17 protein-coding genes, 1 tRNA gene and 2 pseudogenes are annotated in these 16,437 nt (G+C 73.9%); 12 read left to right on the top strand and 8 right to left on the bottom strand.

All coding sequences use genetic code 11. The annotated features are described in order from the left end of the window. Window positions 1-7: 7 nt before the first annotated feature. Entirely contained in the window at window positions 8-403 is a 396-nt protein-coding gene (locus HYE82_RS22925; RefSeq protein WP_179176017.1) for a hypothetical protein, read from the bottom strand. 286 nt (window positions 404-689) lie between these two features. Between HYE82_RS22925 and HYE82_RS22920 the strand changes: the two genes are divergently transcribed. Further along, window positions 690-1,982, top strand: coding sequence for a tetratricopeptide repeat protein (locus HYE82_RS22920; protein ID WP_179176016.1), 1,293 nt, complete (start codon window positions 690-692; stop codon window positions 1,980-1,982). Between the two features lie 202 nt (window positions 1,983-2,184). Here HYE82_RS22920 and HYE82_RS22915 read toward each other — a convergent pair whose 3' ends face one another. Next, window positions 2,185-2,781 carry a histidine phosphatase family protein gene (locus tag HYE82_RS22915; protein WP_179176015.1) on the bottom strand — a complete coding sequence of 199 codons (597 nt, stop codon included), beginning with the start codon at window positions 2,779-2,781 and terminating at the stop codon, window positions 2,185-2,187. A 256-nt stretch (window positions 2,782-3,037) separates the two neighbouring features. Here HYE82_RS22915 and HYE82_RS22910 point away from each other — a divergent pair, with 256 nt between their 5' ends. From HYE82_RS22910 to HYE82_RS22900, 3 genes are read left to right on the top strand one after another with little or no spacing between them, the layout of a single operon-like run. Continuing rightward, on the top strand, window positions 3,038-4,168 hold the full coding sequence (locus HYE82_RS22910; RefSeq protein WP_179176014.1) for a hypothetical protein: 1,131 nt from the start codon (window positions 3,038-3,040) through the stop codon (window positions 4,166-4,168). Beyond that, window positions 4,159-5,733 carry a hypothetical protein gene (locus HYE82_RS22905; RefSeq protein WP_179176013.1) on the top strand — a complete coding sequence of 525 codons (1,575 nt, stop codon included), beginning with the start codon at window positions 4,159-4,161 and terminating at the stop codon, window positions 5,731-5,733. Before HYE82_RS22910 ends, HYE82_RS22905 begins: the two co-directional genes overlap by 10 nt. Then, window positions 5,730-7,085 carry an AAA domain-containing protein gene (locus HYE82_RS22900; RefSeq protein ID WP_179176012.1) on the top strand — a complete coding sequence of 452 codons (1,356 nt, stop codon included), beginning with the start codon at window positions 5,730-5,732 and terminating at the stop codon, window positions 7,083-7,085. Before HYE82_RS22905 ends, HYE82_RS22900 begins: the two co-directional genes overlap by 4 nt. A gap of 48 nt (window positions 7,086-7,133) precedes the next feature. Here HYE82_RS22900 and HYE82_RS22895 read toward each other — a convergent pair whose 3' ends face one another. Further along, window positions 7,134-7,373: a hypothetical protein gene (locus HYE82_RS22895; RefSeq protein ID WP_179176002.1), complete on the bottom strand. Its 240-nt coding sequence runs from the start codon at window positions 7,371-7,373 to the stop codon at window positions 7,134-7,136. Between HYE82_RS22895 and HYE82_RS39575 the strand changes: the two are divergent. The 5 genes and pseudogenes from HYE82_RS39575 to HYE82_RS22875 form a co-directional block, all read left to right on the top strand. Then, window positions 7,365-7,442: pseudogene (locus HYE82_RS39575) on the top strand (hypothetical protein); the annotation flags it as partial. The gene HYE82_RS22895 and the pseudogene HYE82_RS39575 overlap by 9 nt on opposite strands. A 9-nt stretch (window positions 7,443-7,451) precedes the next feature. Continuing rightward, on the top strand, window positions 7,452-7,643 hold the full coding sequence (locus HYE82_RS22890) for a hypothetical protein (RefSeq protein ID WP_256987566.1): 192 nt from the start codon (window positions 7,452-7,454) through the stop codon (window positions 7,641-7,643). 89 nt (window positions 7,644-7,732) lie between these two features. Beyond that, complete coding sequence (locus HYE82_RS22885; protein ID WP_179176010.1) at window positions 7,733-8,080, top strand: hypothetical protein; 348 nt, start codon at window positions 7,733-7,735, stop codon at window positions 8,078-8,080. A gap of 195 nt (window positions 8,081-8,275) precedes the next feature. Then, window positions 8,276-8,861, top strand: a pseudogene (locus tag HYE82_RS22880) (hypothetical protein). Beyond that, window positions 8,852-8,925, top strand: a tRNA-Lys gene (locus HYE82_RS22875). Before HYE82_RS22880 ends, HYE82_RS22875 begins: the two are co-directional and overlap by 10 nt. Window positions 8,926-8,988: 63 nt before the next feature. Here HYE82_RS22875 and HYE82_RS22870 read toward each other — a convergent pair. After that, the gene (locus HYE82_RS22870; protein ID WP_179176009.1) at window positions 8,989-10,227 is read right to left on the bottom strand and encodes a M6 family metalloprotease domain-containing protein; all 1,239 of its coding nucleotides are present in this window, start codon (window positions 10,225-10,227) and stop codon (window positions 8,989-8,991) included. 461 nt (window positions 10,228-10,688) lie between these two features. On the opposite strand from HYE82_RS22870, the gene HYE82_RS22865 reads away from it, so the two are divergent. The 3 genes from HYE82_RS22865 (at window position 10,689) to HYE82_RS22855 (ending at window position 13,835) form a co-directional block, all read left to right on the top strand. Continuing rightward, window positions 10,689-12,416 carry a bifunctional diguanylate cyclase/phosphodiesterase gene (locus HYE82_RS22865; protein WP_256987565.1) on the top strand — a complete coding sequence of 576 codons (1,728 nt, stop codon included), beginning with the start codon at window positions 10,689-10,691 and terminating at the stop codon, window positions 12,414-12,416. 115 nt (window positions 12,417-12,531) lie between these two features. Continuing rightward, window positions 12,532-13,068 (top strand): SigE family RNA polymerase sigma factor, encoded by a 537-nt coding sequence (locus HYE82_RS22860; RefSeq protein ID WP_179176007.1) that lies wholly within the window; start codon window positions 12,532-12,534, stop codon window positions 13,066-13,068. Window positions 13,069-13,088: 20 nt separating this feature from the next. Continuing rightward, a complete protein-coding gene (locus HYE82_RS22855) occupies window positions 13,089-13,835 on the top strand; it encodes a hypothetical protein (RefSeq protein ID WP_179176006.1) in 747 nt (248 codons plus the stop codon). 92 nt (window positions 13,836-13,927) lie between these two features. On the opposite strand, the gene HYE82_RS37330 is transcribed toward HYE82_RS22855, so the two are convergent. The 4 genes from HYE82_RS37330 to HYE82_RS22835 form a co-directional block, all read right to left on the bottom strand. Continuing rightward, window positions 13,928-14,866 (bottom strand): hypothetical protein, encoded by a 939-nt coding sequence (locus tag HYE82_RS37330; RefSeq protein WP_309144416.1) that lies wholly within the window; start codon window positions 14,864-14,866, stop codon window positions 13,928-13,930. Window positions 14,867-15,023: 157 nt separating this feature from the next. Continuing rightward, on the bottom strand, window positions 15,024-15,284 hold the full coding sequence (locus HYE82_RS22845; protein ID WP_179176005.1) for a DUF397 domain-containing protein: 261 nt from the start codon (window positions 15,282-15,284) through the stop codon (window positions 15,024-15,026). After that, the gene (locus tag HYE82_RS22840) at window positions 15,244-16,092 is read right to left on the bottom strand and encodes a helix-turn-helix transcriptional regulator (protein WP_179176004.1); all 849 of its coding nucleotides are present in this window, start codon (window positions 16,090-16,092) and stop codon (window positions 15,244-15,246) included. The genes HYE82_RS22845 and HYE82_RS22840 overlap by 41 nt, the downstream gene beginning before the upstream one ends. A 178-nt stretch (window positions 16,093-16,270) precedes the next feature. Next, window positions 16,271-16,437 (bottom strand): carbohydrate-binding protein (locus tag HYE82_RS22835; RefSeq protein ID WP_179176003.1); only part of this gene is annotated, 167 nt, incomplete at its 5' end.

Raw genomic sequence — 16,437 nt, 5'->3', positions numbered from 1 at the left:
CTCGGGCTCAGCGGCAGTTGTCGGCGGCCTCGATGAGCCGGGCCGCCTCGCCGAGCGCCGCCCGCAGCACGTCGGGGTCGGTGACCGCGCCGACGGCCTCCGGCGGGAGCAGCCAGCCGCTGTCCCCGGCGGCGGGCAGGACGTCGTCGAGGCGCATCCCGCGCCCGTCGGTGTGCGTACAGGCGCTGCCGGGCAGGTCCCAGGCGTCGGCGGTGCCGGGCGGGACGAGGAAGCCGAGGGTGGCACCGGCGTCGTCGTGCAGCACGGGGCCGACGCCGCCGGCCCGGCTCGCCGCGGCCCGGCGGATGATGTCGACGGCCTCCAGGCCCTGACGGGCGGGCACGGTCACCAGGTCCGGTGCGTCACACCCGAGGGGCTGGGGGTTCGTTCCTGCGCTCTCCATGCCGGCCTCCACCACGGGAACCACCCTCATCGATCGCCTACGGGCGGAGCGGGAGTCGCCTCCCACCCCACACGGGGTCCAACGCGCGCAGGCGTCAACAGGTTCGGCGGCAAGACGCTGCAAAGGATGGCACTTCATGGCAGATCGCGGGTGAGATATCCGTTTTGTACGCAAACAGTGCATCAACAGGCTGCCCCCGGCGGTACGTTCGGGCGCGCCGGTAGCAGCTCCACACCGCAGCACCCGCAGCACCGGCAGTGCGTTCCTTGCCAGAGAGGCCACGTCCATGACGGCGTTCCCGCCCTCACCCAACCACACCTTCCGGCGGCTGCGCGGACAGCTCTCCCCGGCCGAGTTCGCGGCCTCGGTCCGCCGCTCCGCACGGGAGATCGGAGAAACGGTTTCCTGCGACGCCCGCTACATCGGCCGCGTCGAAGCCGGGGAGATCCGCTGCCCCAACTACGCCTACGAGCGGGTCTTCCTGCACATGTTCCCCGGCCGGACGCTGACCGACCTGGGCTTTTCCCCGCGCGACGCGGTCCGCGGCCGCTGGGCGCAGCGCACCCCCGACACCCACAAGGAGAGCGACGTGCAGCGTCGCGCGTTCATGGCGGGCGGTTCCGCCACCGTGGCGGCCGCAACGTTCGGCCTCACCGTGCTCGGCGACACCCGCCGGGCGCCTTCCCGCGCCGGCGAGGCCGAGGCCGCCGCGGTCGAGGACGCCGTACGCCAGATCCGGCTGCTGGACGACCGGCACGGCGCGGACGCGCTCTACCGCAGGGCGGCCGCACCGCTGCGGGCCGCCTACGCGCTGCTGGACGCGGGGGCGACCCGGCAGTCCACCGAGGACCGGCTGAACGCGGGCGCCGGCGAGCTGGCCGTCTCGGTCGGCTGGCTGGCCCACGACTCCGGGCGGCTCGACGACGCCCGCTCGCACTACGCGGAGGCCCTGGCGACGGCCCGGGTCTCGGGGGACGCCGGGCTGGAGGCGCACGCCTTCAGCAACATGGCCTTCCTGGCCCGGGACTGCGGTCGGCCCCGCGAGTCGGTACGGGCCGCGCAGGCGGGCCGCCGGGCCGCCCGCTCCCTCGGCTCCCAGCGGCTGCTGGCGCTGCTCGCGCTGCGCGAGGCGGGCGGCTGGGCGGGCCTGGCCGACCGCAGGGCCTGCGAGGAGGCGCTGGTCCGGGCGCACACGGAGTTCGCCCGCGGCCCGGCGGACGCGGACCCGGAGTGGATGTCCTTCTTCGGCGAGGCCGAGCTGGAGTCACTGGAGTCGCGCTGCTGGGCGGCGCTCGGGGAGCACGCCCGGGCGGCCCGGCACGCCCGGCGTGCCGCGGACCTCCAGGACCCGCACTTCGCGCGGAACATGGCCCTCTACACGGCCGAACTGGCCGACAACCTGTCCCGCGCCGGGGCCCCGGACGAGGCCGCCTGGGCGGGCGGCCGGGTCCTGGACCTGCTGGAGGACGTCCAGTCGACGCGGATCCGGTCCATGCTCTCGGCGACGGCCCGCACCCTCGTCCCGCACCAGCGCAGCCCCCGCGTGGGGGACTTCCTGGCCCGGCACGCCGAGGCCTGAGCCCAAGCGCTCCGCGGGAGGTGCCGTGAGGGCCGGCGGTCGCCTGCGGGCCCGCCCCGGCCGGTCGCGCAGTTCCCCGCGTCTTCGGGGCGCGGCCGGACCACGGCCGACTTCTCCACGGGCGCCTTCACCACGGCCGCCACGGCCGCCCCGGCCCGAGCCGAGACCTGCCGCGGCGGGAGCGGGCAGGGGCGCGCGCGGGCTACGCCTCCAGGTGCCCCGTGTCGTTCCAGCGCTCCAGCGCGGGGGCCCCGTACGCCCAGCCGAGCACCGACAGGGAGGTCGGCTCCAGGCGGATGCGGGCCCCGAAGGAGGCGTCGAAGCCGAGCCAGCGGGCGGCAAGGGTGCGCAGGATGTGGCCGTGGGCGAAGAGGAGGACGTCGCGTTCGGCCGAGCGGGCCCAGGCGACGACCTCGTCCGCGCGGGCCGCGACGTCGGCGACGGACTCGCCGCCGGGGACGCCGTCGCGCCAGATCAGCCAGCCGGGCCGGACGGCCTGGATCTCGGCCGGGGTCATGCCCTCGTAGTCGCCGTAGTCCCACTCCATCAGCAGGTCCCAGGGCTCCGCGCGGCTGCCGAAGCCGGCCAGGTCGCAGCTCTCGCTCGCGCGGACGAGCGGGCTGGTGCGGACCTCCACGCCGGGCAGGCCGCCCCACGGGTCCTGGGCGAGCCGCTCGCCGAGCAGTTTCGCGCCCCGCCGGCCCTCCTCCAGCAGGGCGACGTCCGTGCGTCCGGTGTGCTTGCCGAGCCTGGACCACGCCGTCTGGCCGTGCCGGGCGAGGAGGATGCGGGGGGCCATACGGTTTCTCCCGGTTGCGGTGGTCCGTGGCGGTTCGGACGGTTGGATCGTCCGACCATCATCCATCACATGAACACCGGGCATCCCGCGCACCCGAACGGCCGTCCTGGACCGTACGCACCGGGTTCACCGACGCCAGGGCCCAGTGCAGCGCGTCGCCCGGGAGGCGGCACCGGCAGCGGCCGGGCGGCGGCCCCACCGGCCGGTTTCCGGGGTGAGACCCCGTTTGTCAGTGGCGGATGGGACACTTCCGCCCGTGAGCTCCTACCCGCACAGCGGCCCGCCCCAGAAGACGACACTGCGGCAGCGGCTCGCTGACCTGCGCGGCCCCGCCGTGCCGCCCCGCCCGCTCGACGCCCGCTCGCTGGCGGCGCTCGCCGCCAACCCGGGCTGCGGCAGACGCGCACTGCTCGACGGGGCCGGTGTGGACAAGACCGCGCTCGCCGCAGCGCTCGGCTCGCCCGCCGCCTTCGGCCAGTCGCAGTTCGCGATCATCCGGGGCAACTCCTTCGAGGCCAAGGTCAAGGCGGACGGCGGGGCCGAGCTGCTGCGGCTCGTCCACCGGCACCTGGGCGGCGGGGCCGAGCCTCCCGGCAGCGGCGCCCGTGTCCCCGACCTCACCGCCGCCGGCCCCGAGGGCCGCGCCGCGCGCACCGCGCTCGCCCTGCGGGAGGCCACCGCCGCCGGCGGGTGGACCCTGCTGGACCACCCGATGCTGGCCCTGGAGGTGGCCGGCACGCCCGCCTACCTGGAGCCGGACGCCGTCGTGGTGGATCCCGACGGACGCTGGACCGTGGTGGAGATCAAATCGTTCCCTCTGGTCGACGGCGCCGCCGACCCGGCGAAGGTGGGCGCCGCCGCCCGGCAGGCCGCCGTGTACGTCCTCGCGCTGGAGAAGACAGCCGAGAAGCTGCCCTCCGCCTCCGTCGGGCACCGCGTGCTGCTCGTCTGCCCGAAGGACTTCTCCAACCTGCCCGCCGCCGCGCCCGTCGACGTCCGCCGCGAGCGCTCCGTGACCCTGCGCCAGCTGGACCGGCTGACCCGCGTCGACGAGCTGGCCGCGGCCCTGCCCGAGGGGATCACCTTCGACCCCGCCCGGCCCGCCGAGGAGCTGACCGAGGCGGTCGCCTCGGTCTCCGCCGCCTACGCCCCCGAGTGCCTGGCCGCCTGCGAGCTGGCCTTCCACTGCCGGGAGCGGGCCCGCGCCGCCGGGGAGGCGACCGCGCTCGGCCGCGGCGTCCGCAGTGAGCTCGGTGCGTACACCACCGTCGAGGAGGCCCTCGCGGCCGCCGCCGGCGGGGGCGCTCCCGACGATCCGACCGCCGCAGCGCTGGAGCACGCGGCCCGCCTGCGCACCGAGGCACTCCGGGAGGCCGCATGCCGCTGATGGACACCCTCGCCCGGTTGCAGGCCGTGCGCTCGGGCCGGGCCCAGGCGCTGGCGACCGTACGGCACCGGCATGTGCACGAGCGCCCGCTGGTCTTCGTCCCGCTGACGACCGCGGGTGAGACGGGCGCCCCGCTCGGCGCGCTCGTCGGCACCGACCCGGACGAGCCGCGCCTGCTGGTGGTGCCGCAGCCGCGCGACCGCGATCTGCGCTGGGCGTTCCTCGCCCGGCTGGCGGATGAGGTGCTGCCGTACGTGGAGGCGTACGCGGACGAGGTCGAGCTCGTGGAGCGCACCGAGACCGATCCGGAGACCGGCGCCCGCGCCAAGGTGTCGGCCGAGCTCTGCCTGGACGCGCCGCAGCTGGTGGTGCCGAGCCGGGCGGGCATCGACCACGTCCGGCTGCTGGGCCGGTCGATGCGCTTCCGGCGGACCGCCGAGGAGGACCCGGAGAACCCGTATCCGGCGCCCGCCCGGGTGCCGCTGCTGGGCCGCTGGTTCACCCATCTGGGCGAACGCGCCCGTGTCCCCGGCTCCTCGATGCTGCTGTCGGCGACAGAGCTGCTGGCCCGGCACTGGGCGACCGGCCAGAGCAACCTGGAGGACCAGCACCTGGGCGCGCTGCTGGCCTGGATAGCCCCGCCGGACGGCGTGTCCGGCGCCGCCGCGGCCCTGCGCGCCGAGCAGGGCCGCGACCGGGACGGGCAGCTGCTGGTGCCGCCCGCCGGGCCGGCCACCGACCCGGCCTTCGACAACAAGCTGCTGGCCCCGGCGATGGCCCGGTACGACGCCGCCCGCGCCGCGGGCCGGCCCGCCGGGGTGGCCCGCGCCGAGGAGGCCGTGCGGGAGCTGGTCGCGGAGCAGATGCGGCCGACCTGGCGGGCGGTGTGGCAGGCCCTGGAGCTGGTGCGCGGGCTGCCGGAGGCCGAGCGGGCCGAGGAGCGCTGGGTCCGCGACCGCTGGTCGTACACGGGCCACCGCGACCGGGTCCGGGCGGGCGAGCCGCCGCAGCCGCGACGCGACGACGCGGTCACGGCGGCCCAGAAGCTGGCCACCCGGGAGACCGAGCAGGTGCGGCTCGACGCCCAGGAGGCGCTGGACGACCCGCTGGTGATGGCGGGGCGGCGGCTCGCGGGGGAGGCGTTCGCGGGCGAGGTCACCGAGGTCGTCATGGAGTGGACGGAGTCGAAGCGGCCCAGCCCGCGCCCGCTGGTGACCGTGGCCACCGAGGACCGGCCGCAGCTCGCCGAGGGCTCCGGGAGCGGCCCGAAGGTGTTCCGCTCCCTGGAGGGCCGCCCGCAGAGCGCGCAGTTCGTCCGCCACGAGGCCGACGGCAGCGTGGTGCTGCGGCTGCTGGACAAGATGGGCCGCGGCCGGGAGCCGGAGCCGGGCTCGGTGCCGGAGAAGGGCGAGCGGGTGTGCTGGACGCTGTTCGAGCACGATGCGCGCGGCGGCCCGAAGCTGCCCGAGCCGGACAAGACCCCCTGGACGCACGGCGGGCCGCCCGGATCCGCGACCGCCGAAGCCTGGCTGCCCGACGCCGTGACCGACGAGGACCTCCTGTGACCGCGACCCGGCGCGCTTCCGCAGCCGCCTTCGACCCGGGTGCGGCGGCCGCCGAGGCCACCGCCGCGATCCTGCACGACACGCTGCACGGCCCCGAGCGGGGTGTCGTCGTCGACTCCCCGCCGGGGGCCGGCAAGTCCACGCTCGTGGTGCGCGCCGCCCGCGAGCTGGCCGCGGCAGGCCGTCGGCTCATGGTGGTGGCACAGACGAACGCGCAGGTCGACGACCTGGTGCTGCGCCTCGCCGACAAGGATCCGGAGCTGAGGGTCGGTCGGCTGCACAGCAGCGACGCCGATGCCTACGATCCGGCGCTGCGCGAGCTGGCGTCGGTGACCCTGTCGGCGAAACCCGCCGACCTGGCCGAGCTGCCGATCACCATCTCCACGGCCGCGAAGTGGGCGTACGTCAAGGACGCCGAGCCGTGGCAGCACGCCATCGTCGACGAGGCGTACCAGATGCGCTCGGATGCGCTGCTGGCGGTGGGCGGGCTGTTCGAGCGGGCCCTGTTCGTGGGCGACCCGGGGCAGCTGGACCCGTTCAGCGTGGTCGGCGCCGAGCAGTGGGCGGGCCTGTCCTACGATCCCTCGGCCTCGGCGGTGACCACCCTGCTGGCGCACAACCCGCAGCTGCCGCAGCACCGGCTGCCCGTGTCCTGGCGGCTCCCTGCGACGGCCGCGCCGCTGGTCTCGCGCGCCTTCTACCCGTACACGCGGTTCCGCAGCGGGACCGGCCCCGGCGAGCGGCGGCTCGCGTACGGGGTCCCCTCGGACGGTTCGGGTCCGGACCGGGTGCTGGACGAGGCCGCGGAGGCCGGCTGGGGCCTGCTGGAGCTGCCCGCCCGGCACACCCCGCGCACCGACCCGGAGGCGGTCCGGGCCGTGGCCCTGGTGGTCCGGCGGGCCCTGGACCGCGGGGCGGTGACCTCGGACGAGCAGGCGCCGGGGCCGGTCCCGCTGACGGCCGACCGGATCGCCGTGGGCACCGCGCACCGGGACCAGGCGGCCGCGGTCCGCGCGGCGCTGGCCTCGCTCGGGGTGTCCGGGGTGACCGTGGACACCGCGAACCGGCTGCAGGGCCGGGAGTACGACCTGACGGTCGTGCTGCACCCGCTCTCGGGCCGGCCGGACGCGACCGCGTTCCATCTGGAGACGGGCCGGCTGTGCGTGCTGGCCTCGCGGCACCGGCACGCCTGTGTGGTGGTGGCGCGGGCGGGGATAGCGGAGCTGCTGGACGACCATCCGTCGGCGGAACCGGTGCAGCTGGGCGTCATGGCGAAGTTCCCCGACGGCTGGGAGGCCAACCACGCGGTGCTGGCACACCTGGCGGAGCACCGGGTGTCCTGGCGGCCGTGAGCCGGCGGCCCCGGGCCGGCGCCCCTGACCCGGCCCGGCGGGCGCGGCTCAGCGGGGGTGCGGGGCTTGCGGGTGACGCCCATCCGTTCCCGGAGCAGCTCGCCGGTCTTCGGCGAAGGTGCGCAGCTGCTCCGGGGTCAGGGCGTCGATGAGGTGGCGTCGTAGGGACTCGACGTGGAGCGGGGCCGCGGTCGTGATCGTGTCCACGCCGAGCGGGGTGAGGACGGCCTCGGCGCCGCGCCCGTCGCCGACGACCTCCTCGCGGCGGACGATGCCGCGCTGTTCCATGCGGGCAAGCCGGCCGGCCTGGTCAGCTACAGCGCCGGAGCCCGCGGCGGCGCGCCGGCGGCCGAGATGCTGCGCCCCGTGCTCGCCCGCGTCGGCATGCTCCCGGCGCAGCGGACGCTCGCGACCCCCGGGATCCACGAGCTCGTCGACGGGTCCGGCGCCTTCCGGGCGCCGGCCGGTGCAGCCCGGGCGCCGGTCGGTGCAGCCCGGGCGCCGGTCGGCGTCCTCGACGAAGTAGCAGCGCTGCGGCGCCAGCCTGCCGCGGTCTGAGGACGGCACCCTTGCGCGGCGTTGGACAATGGAGGGTGGCCCGGGAAGAACCGGTCCCGTACGCCCAGCAGGCCAGCAGGAGGACACGCATGGCAGAGCCCGAGCGGACCGAGCGGAAGCTGCGACCCGCACCCCTGCTCTTCGAGCCCTCGGAGGCCGCCGCGGACCCGGAGCACTTCTTCGACCTGGAGTCGATCGAGGACCCGCGGGAGCTGCTGGCCCGGGCCACCGAGCTGACGCTCGCCTTCCGGGCGGCGACGGAGCGCGCCATGGAGTTCCAGGCGGTGGCGGCGGCGCAGCTCGCCGATCCGCGGCGGTTCGACCGGCTGGACCCGGCGGTGATCGCGGCCGAGGCGGAGTGGACCGAGGACTACGCCCGCAAGATGATCGAGTTCGGGGAGACCCTCCAGCGCACCGGCGGCCGGGAGACGGCCTGAGAGCGGCCGGACACCCCGGAACGGGCGGACACCCGGAACGGGACGGGCAGTCGGAACAGGCCGGGCAGTCGGAACAGGCCGGGCGGACCCGCCCGCGGCATATGCGGGGCGCAACATAGCGCACGCGCAGCGCCCGCGTCCGGGTTTTCGGTGACCACTGGAAATCAGCCCGCTACGGACGGTAGACCGGTCGGCATGACGACGCTGACGACGGCTTCCGTTTCCACCTGTCCCACCCAGGACGCCCGCACCGCCACCCACGTCACCGCGCTGGGCGCCGCCTGGCTCGCGTCGGCCTCGGCTCATCCGCATCAGACCCTCGCCGCCTGGCAGGCCCGCCCGGCCGCCCCGGCCGTGCTGCCCTGCGGGGCCGCCTTCGACGTCGTCAACGTCCCCCTCGTCCTCGGCCGCCGCATGCTGGACCTGCTGTGGTCCGAGGGGCCGGGCTGCGGGCCGGTCGCCGTGCACCGCGGCAGGATGCTGCTCTTCGCCACCACCGGGACCGCCCACCGGCTCCCGTCGCTGCTGACCTGGGAGGAGTGGGGCGGGCCGCTGCCGGCGCCGCTGTGCCACGGCCGTGGCGACGCTGTGAGCGTCCCGCCGCTGGCCGCCGGCCCGGGCCCGTCGCGCTGGCTCGTGGCCCCCGATACCCGCGCCCCCTGGCTGCCCGGACCGGAGACGCTGCTGTGGGCGTACGTGCGGGCGGCCCGAGCTGCGGATATCGATTTTTCCTTCCGGCCGTCCTCCTGCTAATGTCTTCCTCGTCAGCAAGCGCCGCTAGCTCAGTTGGTTAGAGCAGCTGACTCTTAATCAGCGGGTCCGGGGTTCGAGTCCCTGGCGGCGCACCGACGGAGGAAGGCCCCCCACGCGAGTGGGGGGCCTTCCTCGTTGCCCCGGCACCTTCCCGGTCACGTGGTGATCTTGACGGTGAAGGCGCCCGTCGCGGTCCGGTCCGCCACCTCGATCCTGATCCGCTCCCCCGGCACCGTGAACGACTCCCCCACCTCCAGCGGCGCGTCCGCCAGCGGCGGGTACACCGAGCGGTCCCAGCAGGCCTCCGTGTCCGGGTGCCCGTCCAGCACTTCGATCGGGCCGCCGCCCGAGGGGGCCTCGTTGCGCACGCGGTAGACCAGGACGCCCTCCGTGCAGGTGTCCCCGTCGTTCCCCGAGGAGCCGCGGGCCTCGACGGCCACGGCGCTGCCGGGCCCCGTACGAACCACCGCGAGCCGGGTCCCGCCCGTGGCGCCCGGCTCCGGGGAGCGGCCGACCGGCTGCAGGGTGTGCAGGGAGGAGCCCGACTGCACGCAGTCCACCTGGGACGCATCCAGCCAGCCCAGCTTCCACTTGTGCCAGGCGAAGAGGTCGGGGGACATGCCGAACTGGCTGCCCATGACGTCCCAGTCGCCGACGTACGTGTCCCAGTCGCCCTTGCCGTCCGTGGGCCGGTGGTAGAGGTCGGGCAGGTCGAAGACGTGCCCGGTCTCGTGCGCCAGCACGTTGCGGTCCGGCGGGTGCTGCTCGAAGACGGTGACGATGCGGCGCAGGTCCGTGCCGTCGGCCCGGATCGGCTGCTCGAAGTTGACCACCTTCGTGGCGTCCGAGTCCACGCCGGGCGCCTCCGGGTCCGCGACGAAGTACACGATGTCGTACCGCGAGAAGTCGATCTCCCGGTCGGCGGCGATCACCGCGTCGCGCAGGTAGGCGGCCCGGTCCCGGGCGGCCCAGTCGCGCTGTATCCCGTATGCGGTGGACGGCTTGGGCATGGTGATCCACTGCGCCTGCGGGTGCGCGGCCAGGCGGAACCGGCCGTACGAGGCCCGCTCGAAGAAGTCGCCGGTGGCCGGGAAGTAGTCGGCGGCCAGTTCCTGCGTGGTCAGGCCGGCGCGGTGGTCGGGGAAGGACAGGAAGACCATGACCGCGTCCAGGGTGCGCCGGGGCTGCGGATAGGCGCCGTTCCACGTGTCCAGGCCGAGGGAGTGGTGCGCCGCCGTGCGGGTGAGCGCGCACGGCCCGGCACCGGGGTCCGCGGCGGACGCGGGGCCCGGGACGAGCGACATGGCCGCGAGCGCCGTCAGGGAGGTGAGGGCCGCCGCCGTGCTGCGCATGCGGGAGCGATCCACTCCCCCGGGTGTCTCCTGTCGCGGCACATCGACCTCCCAAGGTGGATTCGTACCAACTCCTCCCACCCTGAGGCGATTGTCGTACTAGCGCCCTGTTCCAGTGCCCCACACGAGTGAGGCATGCGGCAAGCCGGTGACCTCACAGGTTCACCCTCTTGCTACAGAACGTCACGATCGATCACGGGAGATCAAGAGAGGTCGGAGGCCGCTCAGGACTGCGCAGAAACGATCAGGCGAGGGCGTACGACAACCCGTCAGCACACCGAGGCACGGCCCCCCATCCGGCGACGCCGCTGGATAGGGCCGTACGGCTACCTCTATGATCGGCACACTTTCCTGCACGGACACGACGAGCACTGCGGGAGCCAACGGTGAGCGGAACCTCTGACGAAACCGGTTCGGCGGCCGACAGCATCCGATCGGCCATTACGGAGCGTCACCCCGCCGTGCCTGTCACGCCTCCCCCGTCCCCCCGCAGCGATCCCGAAATGCGCGACTTCCGGGCCGCTTTCAACGCAGCCCACCTCGCCATGGCCGTCGTCGACCGCAGCGGATACGTCATCGCCGCGAACACCGCCCTGGCCGGCCTCCTCGGCACGGAACCGCACGCGCTCGTCGAACAGCGTGCCGCCGACCTGGTGGACCTCGGCGCGGAGGCCCGCACCTGGCAGGCGTACCAGGAGGTGCTGCGCGGCCGGCAGGCCCGGCTGCGCTGCACGCGCCGGCTCAAGCACCCGGACGGGCATTCGCTGTGGACCGAGGTCACCCTCGGCCCCGTGCCCGGCACCCGGGACGTGCTGCTGTCCGTCGCCGACATCAGCGACCGCCGCGACCTCCAGGCCCGGCTGCGGCACCTCCAGATGCACGACCCGGTGACCCGGCTGCCCAACCGGACCCTGTTCTTCGAGCGGCTCTCCGCCGCCCTGGAGGCCTCCTCGTACGAGCACGGCGGCACGGGCCGGATCGGCCTGTGCTACCTCGACCTGGACGGCTTCAAGGCGGTCAACGACACCCTCGGCCACCGGGTCGGCGACCGGCTGCTGACCGCCGTCGCGGCCCGCCTCACCCAGTGCGCCGACCAGTCCGGGTACGGGCGCACCGGCGGTCACCTGGTGGCCCGCCTCGGCGGCGACGAGTTCGCCCTGCTGGTCGAGGACTCCACCGGCACCGAGCAGCTCGTGGACCTGGCGCGCAGCACCCTGGCCGCCGTCCAGGAGCCGTTCGACCTGGCCGGGCAGCGGCTTTCGGTGTCGGCGTCGATCGGCGTGGTGGAGCGGCCCGCGGCCGGCACCTCGGCGACCGGCCTGATGCAGGCCGCGGACACGACCCTGTACTGGGCCAAGGCCGACGGCAAGGCCCGCTGGACCCTCTTCGACCCGGAGCGCAACGCGCACCGGATGACCCGTCAGGCCCTCACCTCCACGCTCCGGCCGGCGGTGGAGCGCGGCGAGTTCGCGGTGGAGTACCAGCCGCTGGTGGACCTGGAGAGCGGGGCGGTGCGCGGGGTGGAGGCCCTGGTCCGGTGGAACCACCCGCAGTTCGGCAGTCTGACGCCGAATCGGTTCATCGGCATCGCCGAGGAGGACGGCTCCATCGTCCAGCTGGGCCGCTGGGTCCTGCGGACCGCCTGCCGGCAGGCCCGGCGCTGGCAGATCGAGCACCCGACCGACGCGCCCGTCTTCGTCTCCGTCAACGTCGCGGTCCGCCAGGTGTGGGACTCCGACCTGGTCGGCGATGTCGCGGGGATCCTCGCCGAGACCGGGCTCGCCCCGCAGCTCCTGCAGCTGGAGCTCACCGAGTCCGCGGTCATGGGCTCCGCGGGCCGCCCGCTGCAGGCTCTCCAGGCCCTCAGCGACATGGGCGTGCGGATCGCCATCGACGACTTCGGCACCGGCTACTCGAACCTCGCCTACCTGAGCCGCCTGCCGGTGTCCGTGCTGAAGCTGGACGGATCCTTCGTCCACGGCTTCCGCTACGACGAGGGCACCCACCCGAACCCGGCCGACGAGACCATCGTCGAGGCCCTCGTCCAGCTCGCGCACCGGCTGGGCCTCACCGTCACCGCGGAGTGCGTGGAGACCGCCGGACAGGCGGCCCGGCTGCGGCGCGTCGGCTGCGACACGGGCCAGGGCTGGCTGTACTCGCGCGCGGTGGCCCCTGAGCGCATCGCCGAGATGATCGGCACCCGCCCCGGCGCCGGCCACGACCGCTGGTAGACGCGGGCCGGCGGTCTTTCCGTCGGTCCTTCCGTCGGTCCTTCCGGCGGTCCTTCCACGGGGGAGGCAACGGTCCGGGAGGCTCATGGACTCCGTTGAGTAGGAGGTGGAGACCATGGGGGGACGCAAGCAGGCGCTGGACGAAGAATTCCAGGGCTTCATGACGAGCAGGTGGCCGCGGCTGATGCGGACGGCGTATCTGCTGACGGGCGAGCAGTACGCGGCGGAGGACCTGGTCCAGGCGTCGATGGAGAAGGTCTACGCGTCCTGGCGCAGGGTGCGTCAGGCCGAGGATCCGGACGCCTACGTGCGGCGGGTGGTCACCAACACGCATGCGCGGCGGTTCCGGCGGCGCCTGAGAGAGGACCTGGCACCACCGGGCGGGGACGGGCCGGTGCGGGAGCTCGCCGACCGTGCCGAGCAGGGCGACCGGATGGCGCAGGCGGACGAGCGAGCGGCGCTGATGCGGGGCCTGGCGCAGCTGCCGCTGCGGCAGCGACAGGCGGTGGTGCTGCGGTACTGGGAGGACCTGAGCGAGACGCAGGCGGCCGAGGCGATGGGGTGCTCGGTCGGCGCGGTCAAGAGCAATGCGGCCAAGGGGATCGCCAAGCTGCGGGCGATCCCCGCCCTGGTGACGGTGGCCGACCGATGAGCGGGGGAGAGGAAAGCACGATGCGGACGACCGGTGTCGAAGACGAGGTGGCCGAGCTTCTCGCCCGGGCGGCCGACGGCGCGGCGGTGGGCCCCGCCCCGGTGGGGGCGGTGATACGGGGCGGCCGTCGGCGGCGGACCCGCAGAGCGGTCCTGAGGGGGGCGTTGGCACTGGCCGTGATCGTCCCGCTGGGCGGGGTGGCGGTTTCGGTGGCCCGTGAGGACCGGGCGGCACAGGTGGCGCAGACCCCGAAGCCGTCGAAGGACGGCGAGGTCTCGGTCGATCTCGGAACCACGACGATCGACGGCAAGGTGTTCCACGCCCAGCTCACCCTGTCCCGGATCCCGGAGGACCCCAATCTGCAGACGGAGAACCCGCCGCCCGGCTACTACGGGTCTCCGGAAGGCCCGTGGCCCTGGGCGAAGATCGTCTTCAACAGTCAGGACGGGCGGTCCGTGACGATCGACTACCGGCCCGAGCCCGCGATGCCGGATCCGGAAGGCGTGTTCTTCCGGTCCAGCCTCGCCACGGCCTGGAAGCCCGATGGCGGAACGCAGGCGTACACGATGACCGTGGGGCGCCTCAAGCCGGAGTACACACGCGCGGTGATCACCTGGAAGGACGGCTCCACCAGCGAGCCGAAGCTCCAGGCGGTACCCCGGTCCGATCGGCTCTGGCTGATAGCGGCGTCGATGCCGGGGGTGAGGCCCGACCATGTGGACCTGTACGACGCGAACGGGAACCACACGCAGAGGAAACTGGGCTGAGCCGACGGCCGGGTGCTCCGCCAGGAGGTCGGGCGCCGAAGCCGGTGGCCCCGCACGGCGGGAGGGCGCTTCGTGAGGTGCCGTCGTGGTGCTCAGGCTTCGATACGTAGCCAGGTGTCGCCCGTACGGAGCCAGAGGGAGCCGTCGCGGCCTTGGCCGCAGCGGATGACGACCCGCCCGGGCACCCGAAACCGGCGGCGGCTGGTCACGGCCCAGGTGTCGCCGGTGAACTCGGCGCGTATGAGCTCGACGGAACGCTTGTTGTGGTCCCGCTGCGTCAGTACCGCCCGGTTGCCGCGGACTGCGAATCCGTCCGGCAGCCGGACGGGGCTGCGGTAGCTGGTCACGTCGCCGGTGGACGGGGTGATCCGCGTCAGGAAGGTGCCGCCCTTGCCGCTTCCGGAGTACCAGACGAGCCATACCCGTTCGCCCTCGGTCGCGGCGGTGCAACCTTCCAGGGGGTGGTCGGGCAGCCGCCCCTCGGGAGCCCAGGTCGCCTGGCCCTGGGTGTTCCAGCCCGCAAGGCCCGCCCCTGACTCGGGGTGGCCTCCGTAGATGCCTTCGTCGCCGTAAGCCGTCCAGATGCCTCCGTGGGCGTCGGTGACCAGGGCGGGGATGTCATCGCCGATGCAGAATGCGGCTTCGGGCGAACCTGACGGGGAGAACACCACGGCGTTGGGCTCCCAGAAGCCCTCGGCCTCGTCCCGGAACGTACGGCCGGACACCAGCAGGAACCGGGTATCCGGGAGCAGGGCCAGGTGACTGGGCCGGATCCGGATGTCCTCCACCGGGATGCGCCGCTCCTCCTGCCCTGCGATGGTGACCAGCTCTCCGCTGAACGGGTCGTCCGGCCGCCACCCGACCCAGCCCTTGGGGTAGCGGTCGCGTTGAAGGTGTCGCCGGTGGACCAGCAGGACCGCCAGTTCCCCGGCGGGCCCGACGGTCCACCAGAGTGCTCGGCGCCCCCGCATCACGTCGGCGGCGGGAAGCCGCCACACGTCGTGTATCGCGGCATCGGACCGAGCGGTCACGGGGAGCAGGTTCATGGGCAGTCGCCTCTGGGACTCCGGGAGCCACGGCCCCGAAGATCGCCACCTTACCGGCCCTCGGCCGACCCTGCTTCAGGCTGCCGGAAACGGCCCGCACGAGTTCAGCGGGCCGGATCCACCACAGAGTTGAGCAACGAGTTCAGAGGCTGCGGACGAAGGCTTCGAACGCCGCCGGGGCGACCGTGAAGGCGGGGCCGTCGGGCCGCTTGGAGTCCCGGACGGCCACGAGGCAGGGCTGGGCGGCCACTTCCACGCACTCGCCGCCGGTGGAGCCGCTGTGCGACGACTTGCGCCAGGCGGCGGTGCCTAGGGGGGCGCACTCGACGCACTGGCCGCCGGTGTCGCCGCTGTACGAGGACTTACGCCAGAGCGCGCCCGTCAGGCTCGGCTTCGTGTCCATAACGCTCCTCCATCACGCGGGCGATGAGCGCCGCCGACGCCTCCAGGGAGAGCGCGGCAGCCCGCAGATGATCGTATCGGAGGTGCCCTTCCCTGAGAGCCTGCGGATTGGCCGTCATATGGCCCTGCACGAAGTCCTCGGTGTAAACCACGTCCGGGTCATCGTCGAACCGCAGAAGGTTGAAGGAACCCATCAGCCCCGCATGGGCGCCTGCTTCGAAGGGGAGGATCTGCAACTTCACCCACTCCTGCTCCTGGAGTGCCAAGAGGCGCGCGAGTTGGTTCCGCATGACCCCCGGTCCACCGATGTGCTGGCGCAGTGCGGCCTCGCTCAGAACCACCCAAAGCAGTGGCGGGTTCTCACGGTCCAGAATCCGCTGCCGATCCATCCGCGCGGCAACCTTCGCGTCCAGACCCTTCTTACTGCGAGCACCGAGCAGCGCCCGCGCGTAGCCCTCGGTTTGGAGCAGTCCGTCGACCAACTGCGCCTGGAAGCTGTAGATGTACGAAGCCCGCGCCTCCATCTCGGCGTACGCCTGGAACCACGTAGGCAACTGGCTTCGTAGGACCAGGCCCACGAGGCGGGAGAATGAGCCTCCCGTTCCGAGGGCCGCGTCAATCCGTTCCGAGAACTCGCGGGTCGGAACCCGGCGGGTCGTCTCGACCATCCCGATCAGGGCGCCCGTGCAGAAGACGATGCCGCCCAAGTCGTTCTGGCTCAGCTTCGCCTCCTCTCTCCAGCGGCGCAGCTCGTAGCCGTAGAAATCCAGCGGTGAGGCGCTGGGATCGAGTTCGCGTGCCTGGGTCATGGGACGGTCACCCCTGAGAGCGGATGCAGAACCAGGGCCGGATTCAGCCTGTAGCCGAGCGTAGCGGCGCGGACGCGCTCCGGTGTCTGGAATCCCGCAACCATGTGACACACCTCCGCCCCGCACCCGGGCTGGTGGGTGCGGGGCGGGGTGTCGCTCGGCGCGGGGTGGGGGGAGATCAGCAGGCGCCGAGGTCCTTCCAGACACCCCATTCACCGGTGGTGCCGGGCTCCTCGTTCTGCGTCCACCACTGGGCCTTCCACTTGCGGCCCTTGTGCGAGACCTCCGCGCCGCCGGTGTAGACCGTGCCCGCGGCGTACGCCGGGGCGGAGCCGCAGCCCGTGG

This window comes from Streptomyces sp. BR123, assembly GCF_013401435.1.
GTDB lineage: Bacteria > Actinomycetota > Actinomycetes > Streptomycetales > Streptomycetaceae > Streptomyces.
This window is presented reverse-complemented; position numbering and strand designations above follow the sequence as displayed.